At 41.8% G+C, this 19,569-nt stretch carries 18 protein-coding genes and 2 tRNA genes; 8 read left to right on the plus strand and 12 right to left on the minus strand.

Annotation, left to right across the window (positions count from 1 at the left end):
• The first annotated feature begins 415 nt into the window (after positions 1-415).
• Positions 416-943, plus strand: coding sequence for a helix-turn-helix transcriptional regulator (locus NCI00_RS07105; protein ID WP_253526280.1), 528 nt, complete (start codon positions 416-418; stop codon positions 941-943).
• A gap of 499 nt (positions 944-1,442) precedes the next feature.
• Here NCI00_RS07105 and NCI00_RS07110 read toward each other — a convergent pair whose 3' ends face one another.
• From NCI00_RS07110 to gyrA, 3 genes are all read right to left on the minus strand, one after another.
• Positions 1,443-2,075, minus strand: a complete 633-nt coding sequence (locus tag NCI00_RS07110) for a hypothetical protein (RefSeq protein ID WP_253526281.1) — start codon at positions 2,073-2,075, stop codon at positions 1,443-1,445.
• A gap of 184 nt (positions 2,076-2,259) precedes the next feature.
• Positions 2,260-3,699: a tetratricopeptide repeat protein gene (locus NCI00_RS07115; RefSeq protein WP_253526282.1), complete on the minus strand. Its 1,440-nt coding sequence runs from the start codon at positions 3,697-3,699 to the stop codon at positions 2,260-2,262.
• Positions 3,700-3,864: 165 nt separating this feature from the next.
• Positions 3,865-6,378: a DNA gyrase subunit A gene (gene gyrA, locus NCI00_RS07120; protein ID WP_253526283.1), complete on the minus strand. Its 2,514-nt coding sequence runs from the start codon at positions 6,376-6,378 to the stop codon at positions 3,865-3,867.
• A 48-nt stretch (positions 6,379-6,426) separates the two neighbouring features.
• On the opposite strand from gyrA, the gene NCI00_RS07125 reads away from it, so the two are divergent.
• Positions 6,427-6,624 carry a hypothetical protein gene (locus NCI00_RS07125; protein ID WP_253526284.1) on the plus strand — a complete coding sequence of 66 codons (198 nt, stop codon included), beginning with the start codon at positions 6,427-6,429 and terminating at the stop codon, positions 6,622-6,624.
• A gap of 204 nt (positions 6,625-6,828) precedes the next feature.
• Here the strand turns inward: NCI00_RS07125 and NCI00_RS07130 are convergent.
• From NCI00_RS07130 to NCI00_RS07140, 3 genes are all read right to left on the minus strand, one after another.
• Positions 6,829-6,901 (minus strand) — tRNA-Thr (locus tag NCI00_RS07130).
• Between the two features lie 36 nt (positions 6,902-6,937).
• A tRNA-Thr gene (locus NCI00_RS07135) sits at positions 6,938-7,013 on the minus strand.
• A 117-nt stretch (positions 7,014-7,130) separates the two neighbouring features.
• Positions 7,131-9,008, minus strand: coding sequence for a DUF349 domain-containing protein (locus tag NCI00_RS07140; RefSeq protein ID WP_253526285.1), 1,878 nt, complete (start codon positions 9,006-9,008; stop codon positions 7,131-7,133).
• 86 nt (positions 9,009-9,094) lie between these two features.
• On the opposite strand from NCI00_RS07140, the gene pdxH reads away from it, so the two are divergent.
• Both pdxH and NCI00_RS07150 read left to right on the plus strand, forming a co-directional pair.
• Positions 9,095-9,742: a pyridoxamine 5'-phosphate oxidase gene (pdxH, locus tag NCI00_RS07145; protein WP_253526286.1), complete on the plus strand. Its 648-nt coding sequence runs from the start codon at positions 9,095-9,097 to the stop codon at positions 9,740-9,742.
• 122 nt (positions 9,743-9,864) lie between these two features.
• A complete protein-coding gene (locus tag NCI00_RS07150) occupies positions 9,865-10,812 on the plus strand; it encodes an NYN domain-containing protein (RefSeq protein WP_253526289.1) in 948 nt (315 codons plus the stop codon).
• Between the two features lie 41 nt (positions 10,813-10,853).
• Here NCI00_RS07150 and NCI00_RS07155 read toward each other — a convergent pair whose 3' ends face one another.
• Both NCI00_RS07155 and NCI00_RS07160 read right to left on the minus strand, forming a co-directional pair.
• Complete coding sequence (locus NCI00_RS07155; protein ID WP_253526292.1) at positions 10,854-12,026, minus strand: AGE family epimerase/isomerase; 1,173 nt, start codon at positions 12,024-12,026, stop codon at positions 10,854-10,856.
• A 68-nt stretch (positions 12,027-12,094) separates the two neighbouring features.
• On the minus strand, positions 12,095-13,051 hold the full coding sequence (locus NCI00_RS07160) for a zinc dependent phospholipase C family protein (RefSeq protein WP_253526295.1): 957 nt from the start codon (positions 13,049-13,051) through the stop codon (positions 12,095-12,097).
• A gap of 425 nt (positions 13,052-13,476) precedes the next feature.
• Here NCI00_RS07160 and NCI00_RS07165 point away from each other — a divergent pair, with 425 nt between their 5' ends.
• Positions 13,477-13,875 (plus strand): Dabb family protein, encoded by a 399-nt coding sequence (locus NCI00_RS07165; RefSeq protein ID WP_253526298.1) that lies wholly within the window; start codon positions 13,477-13,479, stop codon positions 13,873-13,875.
• A gap of 68 nt (positions 13,876-13,943) precedes the next feature.
• Here the strand turns inward: NCI00_RS07165 and NCI00_RS07170 are convergent, their stop codons facing one another.
• Complete coding sequence (locus tag NCI00_RS07170; protein WP_253526299.1) at positions 13,944-14,750, minus strand: anti-sigma factor; 807 nt, start codon at positions 14,748-14,750, stop codon at positions 13,944-13,946.
• Positions 14,747-15,286, minus strand: coding sequence for an RNA polymerase sigma factor (locus NCI00_RS07175; RefSeq protein WP_114065657.1), 540 nt, complete (start codon positions 15,284-15,286; stop codon positions 14,747-14,749). The genes NCI00_RS07170 and NCI00_RS07175 overlap by 4 nt, the downstream gene beginning before the upstream one ends.
• 167 nt (positions 15,287-15,453) lie before the next feature.
• Here NCI00_RS07175 and NCI00_RS07180 point away from each other — a divergent pair, with 167 nt between their 5' ends.
• Complete coding sequence (locus NCI00_RS07180) at positions 15,454-15,885, plus strand: heavy-metal-associated domain-containing protein (RefSeq protein ID WP_114463612.1); 432 nt, start codon at positions 15,454-15,456, stop codon at positions 15,883-15,885.
• Positions 15,886-15,976: 91 nt separating this feature from the next.
• On the plus strand, positions 15,977-16,441 hold the full coding sequence (locus tag NCI00_RS07185; RefSeq protein WP_114065655.1) for a group I truncated hemoglobin: 465 nt from the start codon (positions 15,977-15,979) through the stop codon (positions 16,439-16,441).
• Positions 16,442-16,548: 107 nt separating this feature from the next.
• On the opposite strand, the gene NCI00_RS07190 is transcribed toward NCI00_RS07185, so the two are convergent.
• Positions 16,549-17,739, minus strand: coding sequence for a class I SAM-dependent rRNA methyltransferase (locus NCI00_RS07190; protein WP_253526302.1), 1,191 nt, complete (start codon positions 17,737-17,739; stop codon positions 16,549-16,551).
• A 195-nt stretch (positions 17,740-17,934) separates the two neighbouring features.
• On the opposite strand from NCI00_RS07190, the gene NCI00_RS07195 reads away from it, so the two are divergent.
• On the plus strand, positions 17,935-18,771 hold the full coding sequence (locus NCI00_RS07195; protein ID WP_114463615.1) for a sugar phosphate isomerase/epimerase family protein: 837 nt from the start codon (positions 17,935-17,937) through the stop codon (positions 18,769-18,771).
• 93 nt (positions 18,772-18,864) lie between these two features.
• On the opposite strand, the gene NCI00_RS07200 is transcribed toward NCI00_RS07195, so the two are convergent.
• Complete coding sequence (locus tag NCI00_RS07200) at positions 18,865-19,563, minus strand: SanA/YdcF family protein (protein ID WP_253526304.1); 699 nt, start codon at positions 19,561-19,563, stop codon at positions 18,865-18,867.
• Positions 19,564-19,569: the final 6 nt, after the last annotated feature.

Below are 19,569 nucleotides of genomic sequence, written 5' to 3' on the forward strand. Positions count from 1 at the left end.
AACCCGACTTAAGCAAACCACAAATCTTCGAGCAAATCGGCTTCCTTCTTCACAACCATCCGCACTATCTGACCAAATATTGTGCTTCTCTGTTTGACTTATACAAATGTAATAAAAAGATATTGTAAACTCCAAATAATAATGCAATTATTTACAAAAATTACATTATTCAATTTACTTCTTAAATAGAGGCAGCTATTATTCCAAAAACTTCATTAAAAATGACATAACTAGTTGATTATCAACAACATAAACTATTTACACAAATTTACACAAAGTATACTATTGTAAACAAATTATAATTTACACACGTATACAATCAGCATATTTGTAAACACACAATTTTTACCATGTAAACATTTGTTATTTGTGTAAACAATAGTACCTTTGTAAAATAACTTTCAATGTTTACAACATGGCTACATTTTCAGATTTTACAGATGTCCGCTACCTGAAGAACAATAAGATTAGGGTCATTCTACATCAAAACAATATGAATGCTTCTCAATTTGCGGATGCAATAAAAGTACAACGTTCAACCATTTCACACATTTTGGCTTATCGTAATCGGCCAAGTCATGACATTTTAGAGAAAATTGTGGCTTGGAATGAAAAATACAACTTAGAATGGTTTCGAACTCAATCCCCAGAAGAGGCCCAGATTATCACACAATTAATTGAGAATCAGGGATATGGAGGTGCAAAAGTCAGTAATGTAACGACGCCAGATTTACGTGAAAGAAACCACGTGACCAAGATATCGACCTCAGCTGATTCTCGAAACGCTCAAAGCAAGCCCGAAATAAACGCAAATCATTCACATTCTCTTGAATTGATAAAACCTCGTCGTGCGGTACTTATAACCATTGTTTATGACGATGGCAGTTCTCAGGTTATACCCGTAGATCCAAATTCTAAGTTCAATCAATTTCTAGGACAATAAATCTGCAAAGTGCCACACTTAATGAACCCCATTAAGTGTAGGTCTGGTCAGTGAGCGAAGAGGGGAGGTCTTAAATTTACATGTATACTATGCTAATTTTACGACGTGAAATCGTGCGATTATTTCCTCCTAAACTTTACTACGGATACTGTTGGGATTTTTCTGCAGAACATCGATCTCAGACGCAACGGGTTTCCCTTGACAATTGCTGGCATGGTAATTCTGGCGGTGGATTTTAAAATTTGTACACCGCAAAACAACTATTTTTTTGGCCTCACCCAAACTTTCATGATTGCGCCTCGAATACCTGAAGAAGTATTCCCGAAAACAGGAATACTAAACATAAAAACACTGAGCGTGAAACGTTTTTACCAGCACAAATGACTGTCTGTTAATACAATAACATATTTTGTTTCACGAAATTTTCACAACGTTTCACGTGAATATGTAAACATCTGGTAATCAGCTTTTTAAAAAAACACGTAGTAAAAGGGTGAAATTACCATGAAATTCGATTGGAGGTAAGCAACGGACGCGCCTGGAGAGATTTTAGCAATTGAGGATATTTATAATTCAATTTGTAAAATGCTTGAGATTCTATCTGAATAATTTCGGATAGAATGCCGAGTGTTTTCGTCGGAATTAAGACTTCATGACGGGAAAGGGGTATGTTGTGGCTATTGATCGTAGAACAAACCGCATGTAGGCACTCAATATCTTTGTATTCAAATCGTCCGACATACATCAATAAATGAGTACTAATTGCGTCTTTATCATTTAGCGTATTTAAATTGATGGCTAAGATTGAATTCATAAAATACGACGCAACACCTTTCTGAATTCCTTCCATTGATCGTACAATCACTTTTCCATCTGCATAAATGGTCACAATATCTTTTACAAGGCGTTTTTGGTCCTCACAGAGCGAATATCTTTCATATTTGCCACATAGATGACGCACATTGCTGTTTTGGCCTATAATCAATTCTTCTTGCGAATTCTCAATCGCCGTTTCCGTTTCCATTTCGTCTGCATTCATTAAATATTCATGAATGTCATTGGGCATAGGCAGTTGTTGACGACGGTTTTTAATCTTTGGCACTTTTTTAGAAGTAAAAAATTCATTTTTCATAGGTAGGATAATTTAACACAAACGGGCATTTATATATAAAAATAACAACTTAAATTCCATCAAAAATTGTACCAAATATACCTAAAGTATGTTCTTTTAAAGTAAAATATGTGTATTATAATTTACATTATGTTAAATAAAACATTCAAAAATAAGGAGTGAGTTGAACCCACTCCTTATTTTATTATTTTGTTTCTTCACAAACAATTTTCTTTCCTTCAAATTCTTTCAAAATGACATCCAATTGTTTCAGTGTTTCAACAACGGCTTCTTCTTCTTTAATCGCCTTAGCCTTTGTAAAATAAGGATGTGATTGTTTGAATTTTCCGCAAACCTTAGGTTCAAGGTCTTTACCTTTTGCATTATAATCCTTCATGTCCATGGCATCTACTTCTCTTTTCATTTCAACTGCTTCGTTGAAATAAAATACACCCATGTTAAACAGTGCATCGTAATTGTTGGGATCTGCCTTGAGTGCTCTGTCATAAGCAGATTTTGCCCCTTCACGTGCCTTTGTGAGTTTTGCATTAAGTTCTGCAATTTTTGCTGAAGGATCTCCTAGTTTGGCAATTTCTTCTTTTGTCTTAACCAACTCTGCTTTTGCTTCTTCTAAGGCAACTTTGTTTTCCTTCTGCTTTGCTTCAACCTCTGCTTTCTGACGTTTCAAATCAGCATTTTTGGGTTGTTTTGCAATCAGTCCAGAAATTCTTTTTACTTCGTCTGCAAAAACTTTATCAGTCTCTTCAGCTTCTTTTATTTTCCGATCCACCCCACTTGTTTTTTTAGATGTTTCGGCTAATTTTCTGATTTCTGCCGTAATCTGTTGTACTTCATTGTCGTTCAAAATACCCAGGTTAAGTGCATATTGCGCGTTTTTGGGATCTAAGTCAATCAATTCATTCAGACCAACTTTGGCTTCTTCTAAACGTTGTGTGTCTAAAAGCACATTCACGCGCTCGGCTTTGAACGAAGTTTTGCTTGCAGGCAATATTTCCATTCCTTTATCCAAGATTGCGAGTGCTTTATCGTTCTTCTTTTCGATACGATACAATTGGGCTAATAAAGCGAAGTTCCCAGCGTCCTTCCCTCCTTTTTCAATGTATTGCTCCATCATAGTCGCAGCAATGTCATTTTTCTGACTCTGCATGGCACTGTAAGCTCCGTATAAAGGTGCCAGCGTATCCTTCGGATTTACCTCTTGGGCAATGTTAAAAAATTTAATTGCCTCATCGTACTTTTTGGTTTGGAATTTCTCAGCACCTTGTTTTACAAGTGACGTTCCCAAGTTCACGCCACTATCATCGGTTCCTCCTGTCAGAAACTTTTGAGCTTCTTTTGTCACCTTACCTGGTTTTGCGGCATCTACTTCTACTGCTTTTTTAAATGACTCATAAGCCACTAAAGCAGCACTTGAATCCATTTCAGTATAGAGACGGGCGATTTCATCATACAATTTGCCCCGATCTAGCCAAGTGCTCGATTTTGCACCTGCTTTGGGGTCTGTGATAGCTTTGTCGCTTTTTTCTTTTTCTTTCTTTTTCTGTTCCAGTAGTAATTTGTCTACCTGAGAAAAGGCAGAAATAGCAAAAAAACTAAAAGCAGATGTTACGATCAACTTTTTCATTTTGAGGTAAGTTATTAAGTTTAAAATTTGAGCAAAAAACGGGATAAAAATTGACTTATTGTTGATTGAATAAATTTAAAAAAAAGGATAAGAAAGCAGATTGTTGGATAAATAACAAAATTATACCCTAAAATCTACTTTCTTATCACAAATATATCATCCAATCTAGGCCTCGATTGGTGGTTCGGGGGCAGCAGCACCTCCCTCTTCACTTCCATCAATAACCGCTTCTTCTGATTCTATGCGGGTAACGGATGAAATCTCGTCGCCCTCGTTTAATTTAATCAACCGGACTCCCTGGGTGTTTCGGCCCGCAACGCGTATTTCAGTGACTGACATACGAATTGCGATTCCTGATTTATTGATAATCATCAAATCATCACTATCCGAGACTTCTTTGATTGCCACCAGACTTCCGACTTTTTCCGTGATATTCAGCGTTGTTACACCTTTAGCACCTCGGTTGGTCTCACGGTAATCTTCAATCTGTGATCGTTTACCGTATCCATTTTCCGATACAACCATAAGTTGTTTTTCCAAATTACTGACACACAGCATTCCAATCGCTTTATTTGTGGTTCCTTCACCACCCAATTCGATTCCCTTCACACCAGCTGCAGTACGGCCCATTGGACGAACTCGGCTCTCATGGAATCGAACAGCCTTTCCTTCCTTTGAAGCAATGATAATGTGGTTATCTCCATTGGTCAGTGCCACATCCAATAAACGGTCACCTTCATTGATTGTAATGGCCGCAATACCGTTGGCACGTGGCCGCGAATAGGCTTCCAACAATGTCTTTTTGATGGTCCCGTCTTCAGTACACATGATGATGTAATTATTGTTGATATAATCAGCATCACTTAAAGTACGAACATTGATGACGGCTCTTACTTTATCACCCGACTCAATGTTGATGAGGTTTTGAATGGGTCGACCTTTAGCCGTTTTTGAACCTTCAGGGATTTCGTATACTTTGAGCCAGAACAACTTGCCAAATTCTGTAAAAATCAGCAGATAGTTGAGCATAGTTGCTGAGAACAAATGCTCTGTAAAGTCATCATCTTTGGTAGTAACCCCTCTTGAGCCAACTCCTCCCCTGCCCTGCGTACGGTACTCGCCGATTGGGGTACGTTTTACGTATCCTTGATGCGAAATGGTAATCAACATTTCTTCATCCGCAATCATGTCTTCATCCGCAAACTCTTCGGCGGCGTACTCAATTTTTGAGCGACGGGCATCACCGTAGCGAGCTCTCAAATCAGTAAGCTCGTCTTTTATGATCTGGAACTTACGAACTTCGTTGGCTAAAATATCCTGTAAATCAGCAATGAGCTTCATCAATTCCTCGAATTCGGCGATGATTTTGTCGCGCTCCATTCCCGTAAGGCGTTGTAGACGCATCTCCAGAATAGCCCGGGCTTGAGGCTCACTCAAACTGAACTGTTCAATCAGACCATTCCGGGCGGTTTCGGGGTCACGGGCGCTACGAATCAATTTAATAACCGCATCTAGGTTATCGAGAGCAATCAATAATCCTTGTAATATATGGGCCCGTTTTTCCGCTTCCCGAAGGTCGTACTGGGTACGGCGGGTGATCACTTCCACCCGGTGCTCCACGTAATACTTTATCAAATCTTTCAGGTTCAACAACGCAGGGCGGCCTTTTACCAAGGCAACGTTATTGATACTAAATGATGATTGAAGGGGGGTAAACTTATAAAGGTGATTTAAAACAATATTGGGAATACTATCTTTTTTCAACTCAAACACAATGCGAATCCCGTCACGGTCTGACTCATCGCGGATGGCAGAAATCCCATCCAAACGTTTGTCATTGACCATATCGGCAATCCGTTTGATCATGTCTGCCTTATTGATCATGTACGGAATCTCCGTAATCACAATTTGCTCACGTCCTGTCTTTGTTTGCTCAAAAGTAGCCACCGCACGCATCACAACCCGACCTCTTCCTGTCTCATAAGCAGACCTAACTCCCTGATAGCCATAGATAATAGCTCCCGTAGGAAAGTCAGGGGCTTTGACGTATTGTATCAATTCCTGAACAGTGATAGAATTGTTATCAATGTAAGCAATGGTCCCATCAATGACCTCCGTAAGGTTGTGAGGGGCCATATTGGTGGCCATACCTACGGCAATACCCGAAGAACCGTTTAAAAGTAGGTTGGGCAATTTGGCGGGCAATACGGTCGGCTCTTCATCTGAGTCATCGTAGTTAGGCTGAAAGTTAACGGTCTCTTTATTGATGTCTTGCAACATCTCTTCGGCAATTCGTTTCAACCTTGATTCTGTATAACGCATGGCAGCGGGCGAATCGCCGTCCAAGGAACCAAAGTTTCCCTGACCATCAACCAGCATGTAACGAAGTGACCAAGGTTGCGCCATACGCACCATGGTATCGTAGATTGAAGCGTCGCCGTGGGGGTGATACTTGGCCATCACGTCACCGACGGTACGGGCCGATTTTTTATAGGGGCGATTGTGCAAAAAGCCCGATTCAAACATTGTATAAAGCACCCGACGGTGAACAGGCTTTAATCCATCGCGGGCATCAGGGAGTGCACGAGAAATAATGACCGACATTGAATAATCAATGTAAGCCGTACGCATCTCATCCTCAATGTTAATAGGAATAATATTACCGGTGTTTTCTGACATAAACAAAAATTAAATGCTTTTGTACAAAAATACACCAAATACTTTATAATGGCAAAACTAGCTCCTCTTACGCCGTCTTTCGTTTGCTTGCTCTCTTTTTTCGGCCGCAGTCCTCGGCTTTCCAAAGAAATGGGGCTTGGGAAAAGTGCCTCTCCCACGCACAATACTCCTGCCATGACTATGCTCATGACGCACTTTGCAGCCTTTGATTGGACATTGACGATACCAACATCCTCCAACCCCTAAACCACACATCAATACCAACAAAATGGACAGCCTTTTATTCATTTTAAAGCAATGTTTTAAAATGGGTCACCTTCTTTTTCAAAAGTGAAAGTACAAAAAAGTTATTAGAAAGGCGTTTACAAAAATGGGCAGTTTCAAAATCCGATGGGCATTTACCGCCTGAAATGGGCAATAAAAAAAGCCGATACTCTCGTATCGGCTTAGAGCCCCCAGCCGGGATCAAACCAGCGACCTACTGATTACAAGTCAGTTGCTCTATCAGCTGAGCTATGGAGGCTTTTTCTATTTGTTTAGAGTGTAAATAGTAACACTTTGGAGCCCCCAGCCGGGATCAAACCAGCGACCTACTGATTACAAGTCAGTTGCTCTATCAGCTGAGCTATGGAGGCAATATTCACGAATAATATATCTTTAATGATTCAAATGGTAAGCGTTAAAGACATTCATATTTCGTGGTGCAAAAGTAGTATTTTCTACTACTTTACACAAATTTAGTTTGCTTTTTTTTACAAAGCTTCGCGAATAATTTTCAATTGATGCTTAAAATCAGCCAGTTGCTTTTGGGCAACTTCGATTTTTTTTACGAACTCAGCACGAACTTTTTCGCCATTTTTAGAACGGCCAAAGAATTCGATGTTATTTTGCCAAATCGTCAAATCGTTTTCAATTTGGGTCATCCGGCGGCGGATGTCCATTTCTTTACGTTGGAGACTGCGTGATGATTCGCCATCAGCCACCATCGACACTTCATTCTCAAGGATAACCTGCTCACGCTCTTTAGAAGAGAGTTTCCCGATAGCACTCACGTACGCATTGACCGCGTCAATATAGCGCTTGTTGATGGCCTGCATATCTTTCTTTGGCACAAATCCAATGCCCGCCCATTCTGACTTGAATGCATTCAAATCACTTAAGCTTGCTTCGCCAGCTTTTGCACCTGATTCTATTTTTTCACAAAGGGCTTGTTTTTTGGTGAGGTTTTCAACAAACTCTTTCTCTACTTCAGAATTCTTAGCCCGCTTACGGTCAAAATAGGCATCACAGGCTTTCTTGAATCGGTCAAAAATAGAATCTTTAAATTTCTCAGGAACTTGCCCAATCTGCTTCCATTGTTTTTGAAGCGCAATCACTTTATCGGTATTGGAAGAGGAGTCTTCACCTGCTGCCAAAATCCCTTCAACTGCTTCGCAAAGTTCTGTTTTCAGTTTCAGGTTTTGTTCGCGCTTGGCTTCCAATTGACGGAAGAACTCCCCTTTGTTGTGAAAAAACGTTTTGAGGGTTGCCCAAAACTTTTTGCTCAACTCACGACCTTCGTCACGCAACATCTGTCCTTTGGCATTGACCCATTGCTCTTGAAGTGCTACCACTTCTTTGGTCTTTTCGTTCCACTCATTAATGCTGCTGGAAGTAAATGCCGTAAACGGAACCAATGCCTCGTATATCTTGGATTTGATTTCGTAATTTTGGGAGAGCAACTGTTTCTGATCTTCCGTTTGGGCACGACGCGCATCGTATAAGACATCCAACGCTGACTTCATACGTTGCCAAAGCAACTCTTGCTCCGCTTTGGGTCCTGGCCCGATGTGTTTGTATTCTTCAAAATGCGCGTTTGCTTCTTCCAACACACCCCGACTAAGGGCTTTACCTTCCAAACTTTTGGCAAGCGCTTCTACTTTTTCAACTAATTCGCCCTTGAGCTGCAAGTTTTTCTTGCGATCAAGTTCTTTTAGTTCAAAATAAATATTGCGGTTGCTGTAATATCGATCAATCAACGCGTGGAATGTGGCCCAAAGCGTGCTGTTGTGGGGAGACGCAATGTTTCCTGCCGATTTCCACTCATCTTGAATTTTCTTAAATTCTTGCCAACTCGTTGCGGGATTCATGGAGTTTGCCTCATCGGCATCAACCAATTCACGCAGGCGTTGGAGGAGTTGAGTCTTAACCGTAAAGTTTTTATCTTTCGATTTCTCTAAATCCTGAAAGTAATGATTCTTAACGTCCTTAATTTGGCGGTATAGGGAATCAAAACGCTGACTTAAATCATCTGGTTTGAACTCAAAACCCTCATCTGAGCCTGTTTCAGCTATATAGTGTTGTTCGGCCTCATCACGTTCTGTTTTTTTGATTTGGTCGAAGAAAACTTTTACTTCTTTGAGAATTTCGTCTGTTCGCTTAAAATCAGCGGGTTTGGCCCCCTCACTTTTGGCAATTACCAGTTGATTTTCTAATAAATTCACAAACCCCTTCTTATCAAGTTGAGTATAATCAACTGACTGTTCTTCAACCACGTCAAGTTCTTCCATGGCTGCAACACTCTGCTGAGTGAGTTGTTCGCTTTCGCTTAATTCTGCTCCGTCGTTAATCATCGTAAATGTGGTAGTCATCGCTTAGATTTGCAAAAATAATAATAATGACCGTTTTTCGATGTTTCAAAACCGGTTTTTCAATTTTAAATCTAAATTAACCCAAAATGGCAGGTAAAAAACTGGCTGATCTACGAAAAGATTATAGTCTAAACGGATTAACCGAAGAGGATGTTTTAGCAAATCCCTTCCTTCAGTTTGAAAAATGGTTTGAAGAGGCCCAATCAGCCGAGGTAATCGAACCAAATGCAATGATTCTCAGCACACTCGGCGGTGATGGCTACCCGCATAGCCGCGTAGTACTACTCAAAGAGGTAGATTCGACGGGATTTGTGTTTTATACTAATTATAACAGTCACAAAGGGATAGATTTGACCATCCACCCCGTGGCGGCGCTTACCTTCTGGTGGGCAGAATTGGAACGTCAGGTTCGCATTTTTGGGGATGTACAAAAAGTCTCTGACGCTGAATCCGACGCTTATTTCAGCATTCGTCCTCGAAACAGTCAATTGGGGGCCTGGGTATCTGAACAAAGTGAAGTCATTGAGAATCGGGATGTTTTAACAAAAAAATTATCCCTATTGGAACAAAAATTTTCGGATCAAGTTGTACCTAGACCACTCCATTGGGGAGGCTACCGGGTTATCCCCAAAGAAATTGAATTCTGGCAAGGCCGTCCCAGTCGCTTACACGACCGCATTCGTTACCGAATCGACGCCGATGATGCGTGGAAAATTGAACGCCTTTCTCCATAGTATAAAGTTTATTGTATAGTTAACCCATTCTGAATTAATTAAATAAATGCATAAAGAAATAACATATAACACCAATAATACTCATATAGCATCCCTACCCTACCTAAATTTTATTTGAACCTATGAATCACAGAAATCCGAACAGTTTAACTCGTATCGGTGTATTTTATGATGGTAATTATTTCTTGCACGTCAGCAATTACTATAACTACACGCACGAACGCCGCAGTCGAATCAGCATCAATGGCTTGCATGATTTTATACGACAGAAGGTAGCAGAAGTGGAGAAAAATGAGCCACGCCTCTGCCAAATAGTGGATGCTCATTATTTCAGAGGGCGACTTACGGCAGGGGAAGCTAGTCAACGCGGCGATTTGCTCTACTACGAACGGGTCTTTGACGACATCCTAATGTCGGAAGGGGTTACAACCCATTATTTACCGGTAAGGAGTACTCTGGGCAAAAAACACGAAAAGGGTATTGACGTTTGGCTGGCGCTGGAAGCATTTGAAATGGCTTTCTACAAACGGTTCGATGTATTGGTACTTATCGCGGCAGACGGCGATTATGTCCCCTTGGTGAGAAAACTGAACACCCTTGGTACGCGGGTAATGGTCTTGGGCTGGGATTTTGAATATACCGATGAAGAGGGTAGTCGTTTTTATACGCGTACTTCTCAGGATTTGTTGGCAGAAGTAACCTATCCAGTAGCCATGCAAGACATTATTAACAGTCGTGGTGAAACCTTCAACAGCAACCTGTTTGTTCCACGTAATAAAGGCAAAGTATTTACAAAACAAGGGGAAGAACCCTCCGAAAATACCATTGAAGAGTCAAACACTGCGCTGCTCAACGATGAAGAACGCAAAGAAAGTTTTATTTTATCCCTCAAAGAAGGCTTTGGATTTATAAAGTATCCCCCCAACAATGTCTTTTTTCATTATACCAGCCTTCGGGATTATGATTTTAATGACCTCGTGATTGGTGATCGGGTGCAATTTACGCTTGATGAAAAAGATGGTAAACGCGCCGTTGGACATGATGTCCTTGTGTTGCAGGAAAATAAATAATTGATTATCGGCAAGCAGGAGGATGATTTTCTCCTGCCTGTCTATTTTCCCAATCGTCTGACAATTTCATAACACGCCCTGCTGTTGTGATAGGGGCATTTCCAAAAACTTATCTTTGCGTTTCGAACGGGTGTCAAGTCGGGTTTAACGGTTCCAAACCAATCTCCTTTCTGGGTATCTAGCACGTATTTTTTGATAAACTCCCAGCTTTTGAGCGACTTATCTTTATAATGCTCCTCACCTGTCAGCTGATACGCATTGTAAAATCCTACCATTTGTTCGGCCAATACCCACCAACTGCGTTCGTGGTTGCGGTGATTGGTGGCGGGGTCAAATTCATAATCCAACGCACCATCTGCTCCCAACCCAGTACAGGCGGCTTCGGCCATTTTGATGCACAATTGTTTCACTTTTTCGCTCCGTTCGTGGTCGTTCAACACTTCGGCCGTTTCCCACAACAGCCAAGAAGCTTCAATGTCATGGCCGTACGAAATTGTTTCGTCCTTGGGGTTCCAGTTTTGGTCAAAAAACAAACGTAAACGATACGTTTTCTGACTGACCAATTTCTCCATAAAAGCGTCTGTCAAATGCACAACGCGCTGACGAAGCGTAGCATCGGGCCAAACGCGGTATAAATTGGTAAAAGCCTCGATGATGTGTAAATGGGTATTTTGAGACTTATTCCAGGGCATTTTGCTTAAAATTAAATCATCAACAAGTTCCCAACTTGGCCCAAACGCTTCGAAATAACCGCCCTTGTCGGCATCATGTCCGTGCTTATCTACGGTTTTAAATAGCTCTTGCGCAAAATCCAACGCAGGGGTAAATTTTGAAGCGGCATAGTATTCACTCAATCCATAAATCGCAAAAGCGTGGCCGTAGAGTTGTTTTCGGGTTTCGAGTGGAGCCCCCGCCGCCGTGACCGACCAATACATGCCACCATTTTTGGCATCTCTAAAATGGTTGTATAAATAATGGTACGCTCGGTCGGCAAGGACCAAATAGCGCTTACGGTGAAAATGCCGATACGCCAACGAAAAGGTCCACAAGATACGACTGACCAGAATAATCGAGCGCGGAGCATCCAAAACTGGCTGATTGTCATAATTTACCTGACCATGAAAGCCTCCGCGCTGATAATCAGGCGAATATTTTTCCCAATAGGCCAAAATACGTTTCCACTCGGCTAAGTTTTCGCGGGCAAATTGCTCCATGTGACAGGCGTAAGGTGATGATAATTTTATGGTAAAAGCCCGAGCTATCGTGAATATAATCAGGTTGTTTAGTTATCATTTTCAGGCCTCACCTTAAAAAGTCTTTGAAACCAATTTTGCTTTTCTTTTTCCTCCTGCTCTTTTTCGGCCTTATCCCATTCAAAAGATGCCAAAGGCCCCAAATCGGGTTGACCGGCATCTACCCAGCAAGTAAACCAGAAATCACTCACCATTTTTACGGAAGCACGCATCTGTCGCTCAACCTGTCGGTCAAGCATTTGATGGTATTTCTTGGCGAACTCGCGCGAATAGGTTTTAATGACCACGCCATTGCGATCTTCTAACGCATATTTCAGTTCGGGTTTCATCTGCAATGATGCATTTTTTTCAAACTGTAAAACACTATCCAAGGCGGCATTGGCCTGTCTAACCGCTTGCCAAGCGCGCAAGGCCGTTTTTTGTTCGTATTCCGCCGCCCCTAAAAACATGTCGTATTCTTCGGCGTACAACTCAGGTAACCGGGTTTCCCAAAACGCATGGATTCCTTCCTGACCCGTTAGTTGTCCGTTGTAGTTTCGGGTGGTGTGCAATGGAACGTTGGCATCGGCAATGTAATGACCTAAATCTGCGGCAACGCGTAAAATACGTCGAGGATTTCTTTGTCGAAAGGCTTCCGTCAATTGTGATTTGTATTGTTGAATCGCCCAGGGAACGGTGCCATTTAACGCCAATGTATCTTCGCCGTACTTTTTTACGGCCTCATTCCAGTACAACGGCAACTTGTACAAAGCACTATCGCCATAGGCTTCGGCATCTATGTAGTGTCTTGGCGCTTCTCCCACAACGGCATAACGTCGCTTATCGGGGTTAACGGCGTTTTCGGTTAGATAATCAAGGTGTTTCTTAAAAAAAACCAGCATTTCGGGCGGAAGCGAAAACACAGCCAAGCGATTGATGCGCTGATGCGCCCAAAAACCCCAAACAATCGACGAATTATAGGCTAGAAAGGGGGTACTTATCAGCAACAAAAAGATAAAAATTGATTTAACGGCCCATTTTTTATGTTTAAACACCTCACTTACACAAAATATTATTCTGTACGTCGTAAATCTGAAATTTTGCAAAATAGGCTTTGGTAACATTTAAAATGGCGTTTAAAAGTGTTTGAAATTGTTAAAAGTGAAAAAATTAGTTCTTCTAAATCCCTAACCCTCAGCAAAAATGGCTAAAACACAAACAGAAAGTACAATACTATGCCAAAGGGGCCTCCTAAGCTTGTTTTGCGGTTGGAAATAGTCTCATAATTTGATTTGGCAAAATTACATTTTAACAGAATTATTACAATTTTTTATAAAAAATATACAATTTTAAAACAACATTCGTTAATTTTGCATCGTATTCAAAAATCAGATATTTAAGTCAACAGCACTCTTTTAATTAGTCACTTACCATGGATAAGAAGAAAATAATAGGATACTTTAAACCGATCGTTGGACTTTGCGTTTTTATGCTCATCATTTACGGAGCCTACACTCCCAGCCAAAAAGCAGAAATCCAAAAAATCGTTTGCATCAAATTCAAACCGGGCACTCCCGCTACTGACGTAGAACGCCACATGAATCAGTTTGCTCAGTTGAGACGTGAAATTCCTCAGATGGTTGCATACAGCGGTGGAAAAACACTTAGTGTCGTTGGCAAGTCAGAATATGACGCCATGCATTATTTAACATTCAGGACGGAAGATGACATCACGACTTTTCAGAACCACCCTAAATACCAAGCGTTTGTAAAAGAAAATCAGGCTATTTGGGAAAAGGAACTGGTAATCGATGCCAACATCCAGAAGTAACATTAAGCCATAAAAAAAGGCTGCTTGAAAAAGCAGCCTTTTTTTATGGCTTAATGATGAGCAAGTAATCAACTTGATACTTTGCCCATCACATACATTTCAGATAAAGTAGGGGTTGGACTTCCACCACTCTTTTCGAGCGTCACGGCAAATGCTTCGGCCTGCGGTGCATTTTTCATTTTTTGCATCACGCCATTGACGTCAAAAACCCCCAAATCAACGGGTTTTCCGCCTACAAGACCCCAAAGCTGGTATTGCTTTCCTGCCGCTGGAGCGGGCAGTGAAAGAACATTCAACTGAACCTCTTGCGTTTTAGGATTCCAAACCACCCGTACCGCACTATTGGGCGACTTATCAACCCCCTTCAAGGTAACAAACTGATTATCGGCGTTATTTAGATTCGCAATCAGCTCATTTTTTTGACTCAGTTCAACGTTTTGCTGCGCCAAAGAAGTATTGAGGGTATCCAAACGAGCGTTGAAATAAACCGCCGAGCCAATTAGTGCCGCAATTGACGCCGCCGCTACCCATCCCCACTGAAACGACGGTTGGCGCGAATCAAGTTTATAAACAGGTGTTTCATCAGCCTCTTCTTCAGTGGCTTTATTAGCAGGAAAGTCATTCACTGAAACCTCCTTAACATCGTCGGCAAATTCTAATTGCGCCATTATTTTATCTTTAAGCCCAGCAGGCGGCGCCACCCGGTGAGCAAATGCGTAACGTTCGACGGCTTCACTGAGTTGATTCAACTCAGTTTTAATTTCAGGATATATTTTTGAAAGACAATCTACTTCCCGCCGTTCCTGGTCTGTTACATTCCCAGAAAGGTAGTCCTCCAAAATCCCCGATTCGATATATGCTTTTATGTCAATCATGTACCAAAATATTTTCTTAAATCCCTAAGGGCGCTTCTCACACGGGTTTTGACGGTACCAAGCGGCATCTCTAGCCGCTGCGCCGTTTCTTCGTGGGTATAACCTCCCCAATATACCATTTCAATCAGCGTTTGCTGCTCCGGTTTGAGCTGAGAGACCACCTCCCTCAGTTCTTTGGCATCCAGTTCGTTATAAATCTCCTGATGCTCTTCAACCCAATATACGGCGGATTCAATGTCTTGGATTTCCGGCCGATTTACCCGTAGATAATCAATGGACGTATTGCGTGCAATGTTGAGCATCCACGTAAACAACCTCCCCTTACCTACATCGTATTGAGCAATATTCTTCCAGATTTTAACGAAGATTTCCTGAAGCAAATCCTGCGCCGTTTCTTCTGAGCGAACTACTTTGAGTACTACCCCGTACAAAGCGTCGGAATAGTTATCATAGAGGTAGCTGAATGCTTTTCGATCTTGTTGTCGAAGCATTTCAACGAGTTCGCCTTCATCGTATTTAGGCAATTTTAATCCCATATAGTACGGTTAAGACCTTATTAATATTTCGAGTATACACACTCAACTTGCGAAAATGGACTTAGGTTTTACTTTTTTTAATGATTGCAATATCAAAAAAAAATAAGAACTATCTAAATCTATTGTAAATCCTTTTCCCGTAAGTAGAAGCAAAACCAACTTCAATTATGGAAAACACATTCATAAAAGCAACCAAACGGATTGGATATACTCTCCTGGGGCTCTTTTTGGCCTTTGTGGTATATGCAAATCTTGAACCTGCCCCTATGCACTCCTACGTTAAGCCTATCAGCATGACCATTTTTAAGGTAGACGGACTGACGAGCCCTGAGCAGGTAAATTCAGTGAAAGAAAAAGTGTCACTACATGACGGGGTAACCGCCTGCGGAGCAAATCCAGTGAGTGAATTGGTCAGCATCACCTTCGACCCAGACCAAACTTCGGAAGGTTCACTTCGCAAATTGGTGGGCAATATCACAGGTCGGCCAGTACAGGCGGCGGTGTTTAAGACCGATGGGCCGCCAAGTCCCCAATGCCCTGTTCCACAAGAATACATAATGGCGTTTGAAAAAGTAAAATACGCGCTTTGCTTCCGCTAAAATAATCCCTTGAACTGCAACACACTCCTACTTTGAACATAAAGAGCAATTTTAATCTATTTTATATATCAATTAAATCAATTACACACACATGAAAAAGAGAATTCTTGTCCTATCTTTCGCCCTTATTTCAGTTTTGAGCGGTTGTAAAAAAGAGGAAGAAACACCAGCACCTTCGTTGTATGACCGTTTGGGCGGAGTAACCGCCATCTCAGCAGTGGTTGACCAATTTATTGCAAACGTAGCCGCTGACCCCAACATGGTACGCACCTTCAAACCATTGTTGGATGATGTTGCCAAAGGAAATACAGCCCGGGTAACTGCGCTTCGTAACAACTTAATCGACCAAATTGGCCAAGCCAGCGGTGGGCCTCAAATGTACAAAGGCAAAGACATGGTGACTGCTCATGCAGGCATGAACATTACAGAAACTGAATTCAATTCATTGGTCAATGACTTGGTACTTGCACTAGACAAATTTAAAGTACCCGCCACCGAAAAAGGAGAGCTTTTAGGGGTATTAGGTGGATTGAAGGGACAAATTGTAGGTAAATAGTATTCAGCTATCCAGTAAGAGGGTGGTAAACTATTGAGATAGTTACCATAGAGGTTGGATAGTTGAAGGTTAACAGGGGCAAAGTTACTTGCCCCTGTTTTTTTATGTTATTCTACCCAAAGCACCAACCCTTTCAGATAACTGCCTTCAGGATGAAACAAATTGACTGGGTGATCGGGTGGTTGCGTGATTTGATGCAATACCCTTACTTGGCGACCGGCTTCAATCGCGGCAGCGACAATGGTATTATAAAACAACTCGCGGTCAACGACCTGAGAGCACGAAAAAGTAAACAAAATCCCGTTCGATTTTAAATGTCGGATGCCGTCGGCGTTCAGTCGTTTATATCCCTGAACAGCCCGGTGACGAGCGGCCATACTTTTGGCAAAAGCGGGAGGGTCGAGCACCATTACATCGTAGGTATCGGAAGTTTGTTTTAAAAATGCCATGACATCTTCCGCATACGATTGATGCGTAGCAATATCGCCAAAATTGGCTTGTACGTTTTGATTGGTCAGGTCAATGGCTTTTTTAGAAACATCCACAGAATCCACCCTTTCGGCACCAGCCGCCAGCGCATAAATCGAAAAACCTCCCGAATAACAGAACGCATTAAGGACTTTTTTGCCTTTGGCATAATACGCCAACAAATCACGGTTGTTGCGCTGATCTAAGAAGAAGCCCGTTTTTTGACCCGTTTCCCAATCAATCAAAAATGTATGTCCATTTTCTTTGACGGGATGAGGCACGGCACAGTTGCCGTACAAATAGCCATTTTGCACGTTTTTGGCAAAATTTTCGGGCAAAGTATCCGCACTTTTGTGATAAATGGCTTTTAAGTCGCCGCCATAAACCTCCTGTAACGCCAACGAAATATCTTCCAGCACGCGATACATTCCAATGGAATGGGCTTGTATCACCAAAACACCATCATAATAATCAATAATTAAACCCGGAAGCCCATCCCCTTCGCCGTGGATTAACCGGTAGCAATTGGTTAGATTGTCGGGTTGATTCGCAAAAATAACTTTCCGTACGGTTAAAGCATTTTGGAGTTTTTGCTTCCAGAAAGCCACATCAGGCACTATTTTTTCATAACTGAAAATCTTTACCGCAATATTGCCATTGTGGTAATGGCCCGTGGCTAAATATTTATTGCGATTATCTACTACTTCTACGATGTCGCCGTCGGCTGGTTGGCCTTTCATTGAGCCAATGGCCCCTGAAAATACCCACGGATGAAAACGACGAACGGCTTCGTCACGGTTTGATTTGAGAACTATTTGCGGAAAAGTCATTGATTTAATTTAATGTACACCCACGGATGAAAGCTACATTCGCCTATCATTACGGAGAATTTTACGCAAAGATGGGGGATATAAGAATAATTAAAGCATCTTACTGCATCATTTTGCATAAATATACGTCCCCCAAAACAAGTAGAAAGAGGGCTTTTCGTTTTTATCTTGGAAACAACTAACCATATTAATTTCATGAATCGTCGGGATTTTATTAAACAATCTGCCGTTTTGGGTACTGGTTTGGTATTGGCACCAAGCCTTTTTGCCGAAGCTAAAAAACTTAAAAACTTTGGGGTTCAACTATACAGCGTTCGCGACCTGATGCCAAAAGACCCGAAAGGGACAATGAAAAAACTTGCCGAACTGGGTTACACACAATTTGAAAGCTACGGAGGCCCTGATTTCTTGTGGGGCATGAGTCCATCGGAGTGCAAAACCTATTTGGGCGACTTGGGGGTCAAAATGATCAGTACTCACTTTGACATCAACAAAGATTTGGACAAAAATATTGAGCGGGGTGCCGAGGCGGGACTCAAATACATGCTTTGCCCGTATATCGGTGCGCAAAAAACCATCGATGCTTGGAAGAAAAAAGCCGACTTATTCAACGAAGTAGGCGAAAAAGTCACCAAAGCAGGCATGAAATTTGGCTACCACAACCACGATTATTCGTTTAAACCCCTCGAAGGACAAATTCCTCACGAAGTTTTACTCGCCAACACCGATCCTAAAAAAGTGATGTTTGAGTTGGATTTGTGCTGGGTTATCGCTTCGGGCCAAGATGCCGTTGCTCACCTCAATAAGTATGCAAATCGCTATGAACTCGTTCACATCAAAGACATGGTGAAAGAAGGCGGAAAAGTAGTTCAAAAAGATTTCGGCAAAGGCTCCGTCGATTATCCAACCATCCTCAAAGCCGCCAAAAAAGCAGGTATCAAGTATTATATCGTAGAGCAGGAAGAATATCCCGTTTCATCCATCGAAAGCATGAAAGTAGATGCCGAATGGATGAAGAAACTTTCCATCTAAGGACTTATTGCTAAAAAAGAAAAGCGCGAAGAGGGATTTCCCTTTTCGCGCTTTTTGGTATTTATCCATTCAACTTCAAAAACGAATAGCCATTCATTCTTTTTGGGAAGCCCCTTCTCTGACCCCTGCTTCTGGTTTCAAAATGTACACGTCCAACATGGCTTTAGGACGCGCCAGGTATTCACGGATTAAGGTCTTAATCGAATAGCCATTGGGGACATCCTGCGCGGCAAATCCGACGGCATTCAATCCTTCATGATCGGCGAGGTAAAGAGCACGGGCATTGTGGAAGTTTTGCGAAATAACCGTTACGCGTTCTTGTCCATAAATTTCTCGACAACGAACCACCGAATCGTAAGTACGATACCCAGCCGTATCCAACAGCATGGCATCTTCGGGCACCCCAAGTTTGGTCAAAGCCTGTTTCATGGCTTTGGGCTCGTCGTAGGTTTCGGCCTCTTTGTTGCCACTCAAAATCAGGTATTTTACTTTCCCCTCTTTAAATAACCGCGCAGAAGCCTCCATGCGATACCGAAAAAAGAGATTTTCTTTGCCACGCGCTACGTACTTGCTCGTTCCGAGCACCAAACCTACATCGTTGGAAGGGAGGGTATTTATATCAAAAAAGACTTTCGAACGCGTCGTATCAACCACAATCCAATTGCATAACAATACTAACACAACGACAGAAAACACGCTCCAGAAGCCCCCCTTAATGAGTTGTTTCACCAGGGAGACTTGCAGCTTTTTGGAGCGTCGTATCGCGTTAATATGCAGCAATCCTTCTTTCATTTGATT

The sequence above is a fragment of the Runella salmonicolor genome, from assembly GCF_024158025.1.
GTDB classification, from domain to species: Bacteria; Bacteroidota; Bacteroidia; order Cytophagales; family Spirosomataceae; genus Runella; species Runella salmonicolor.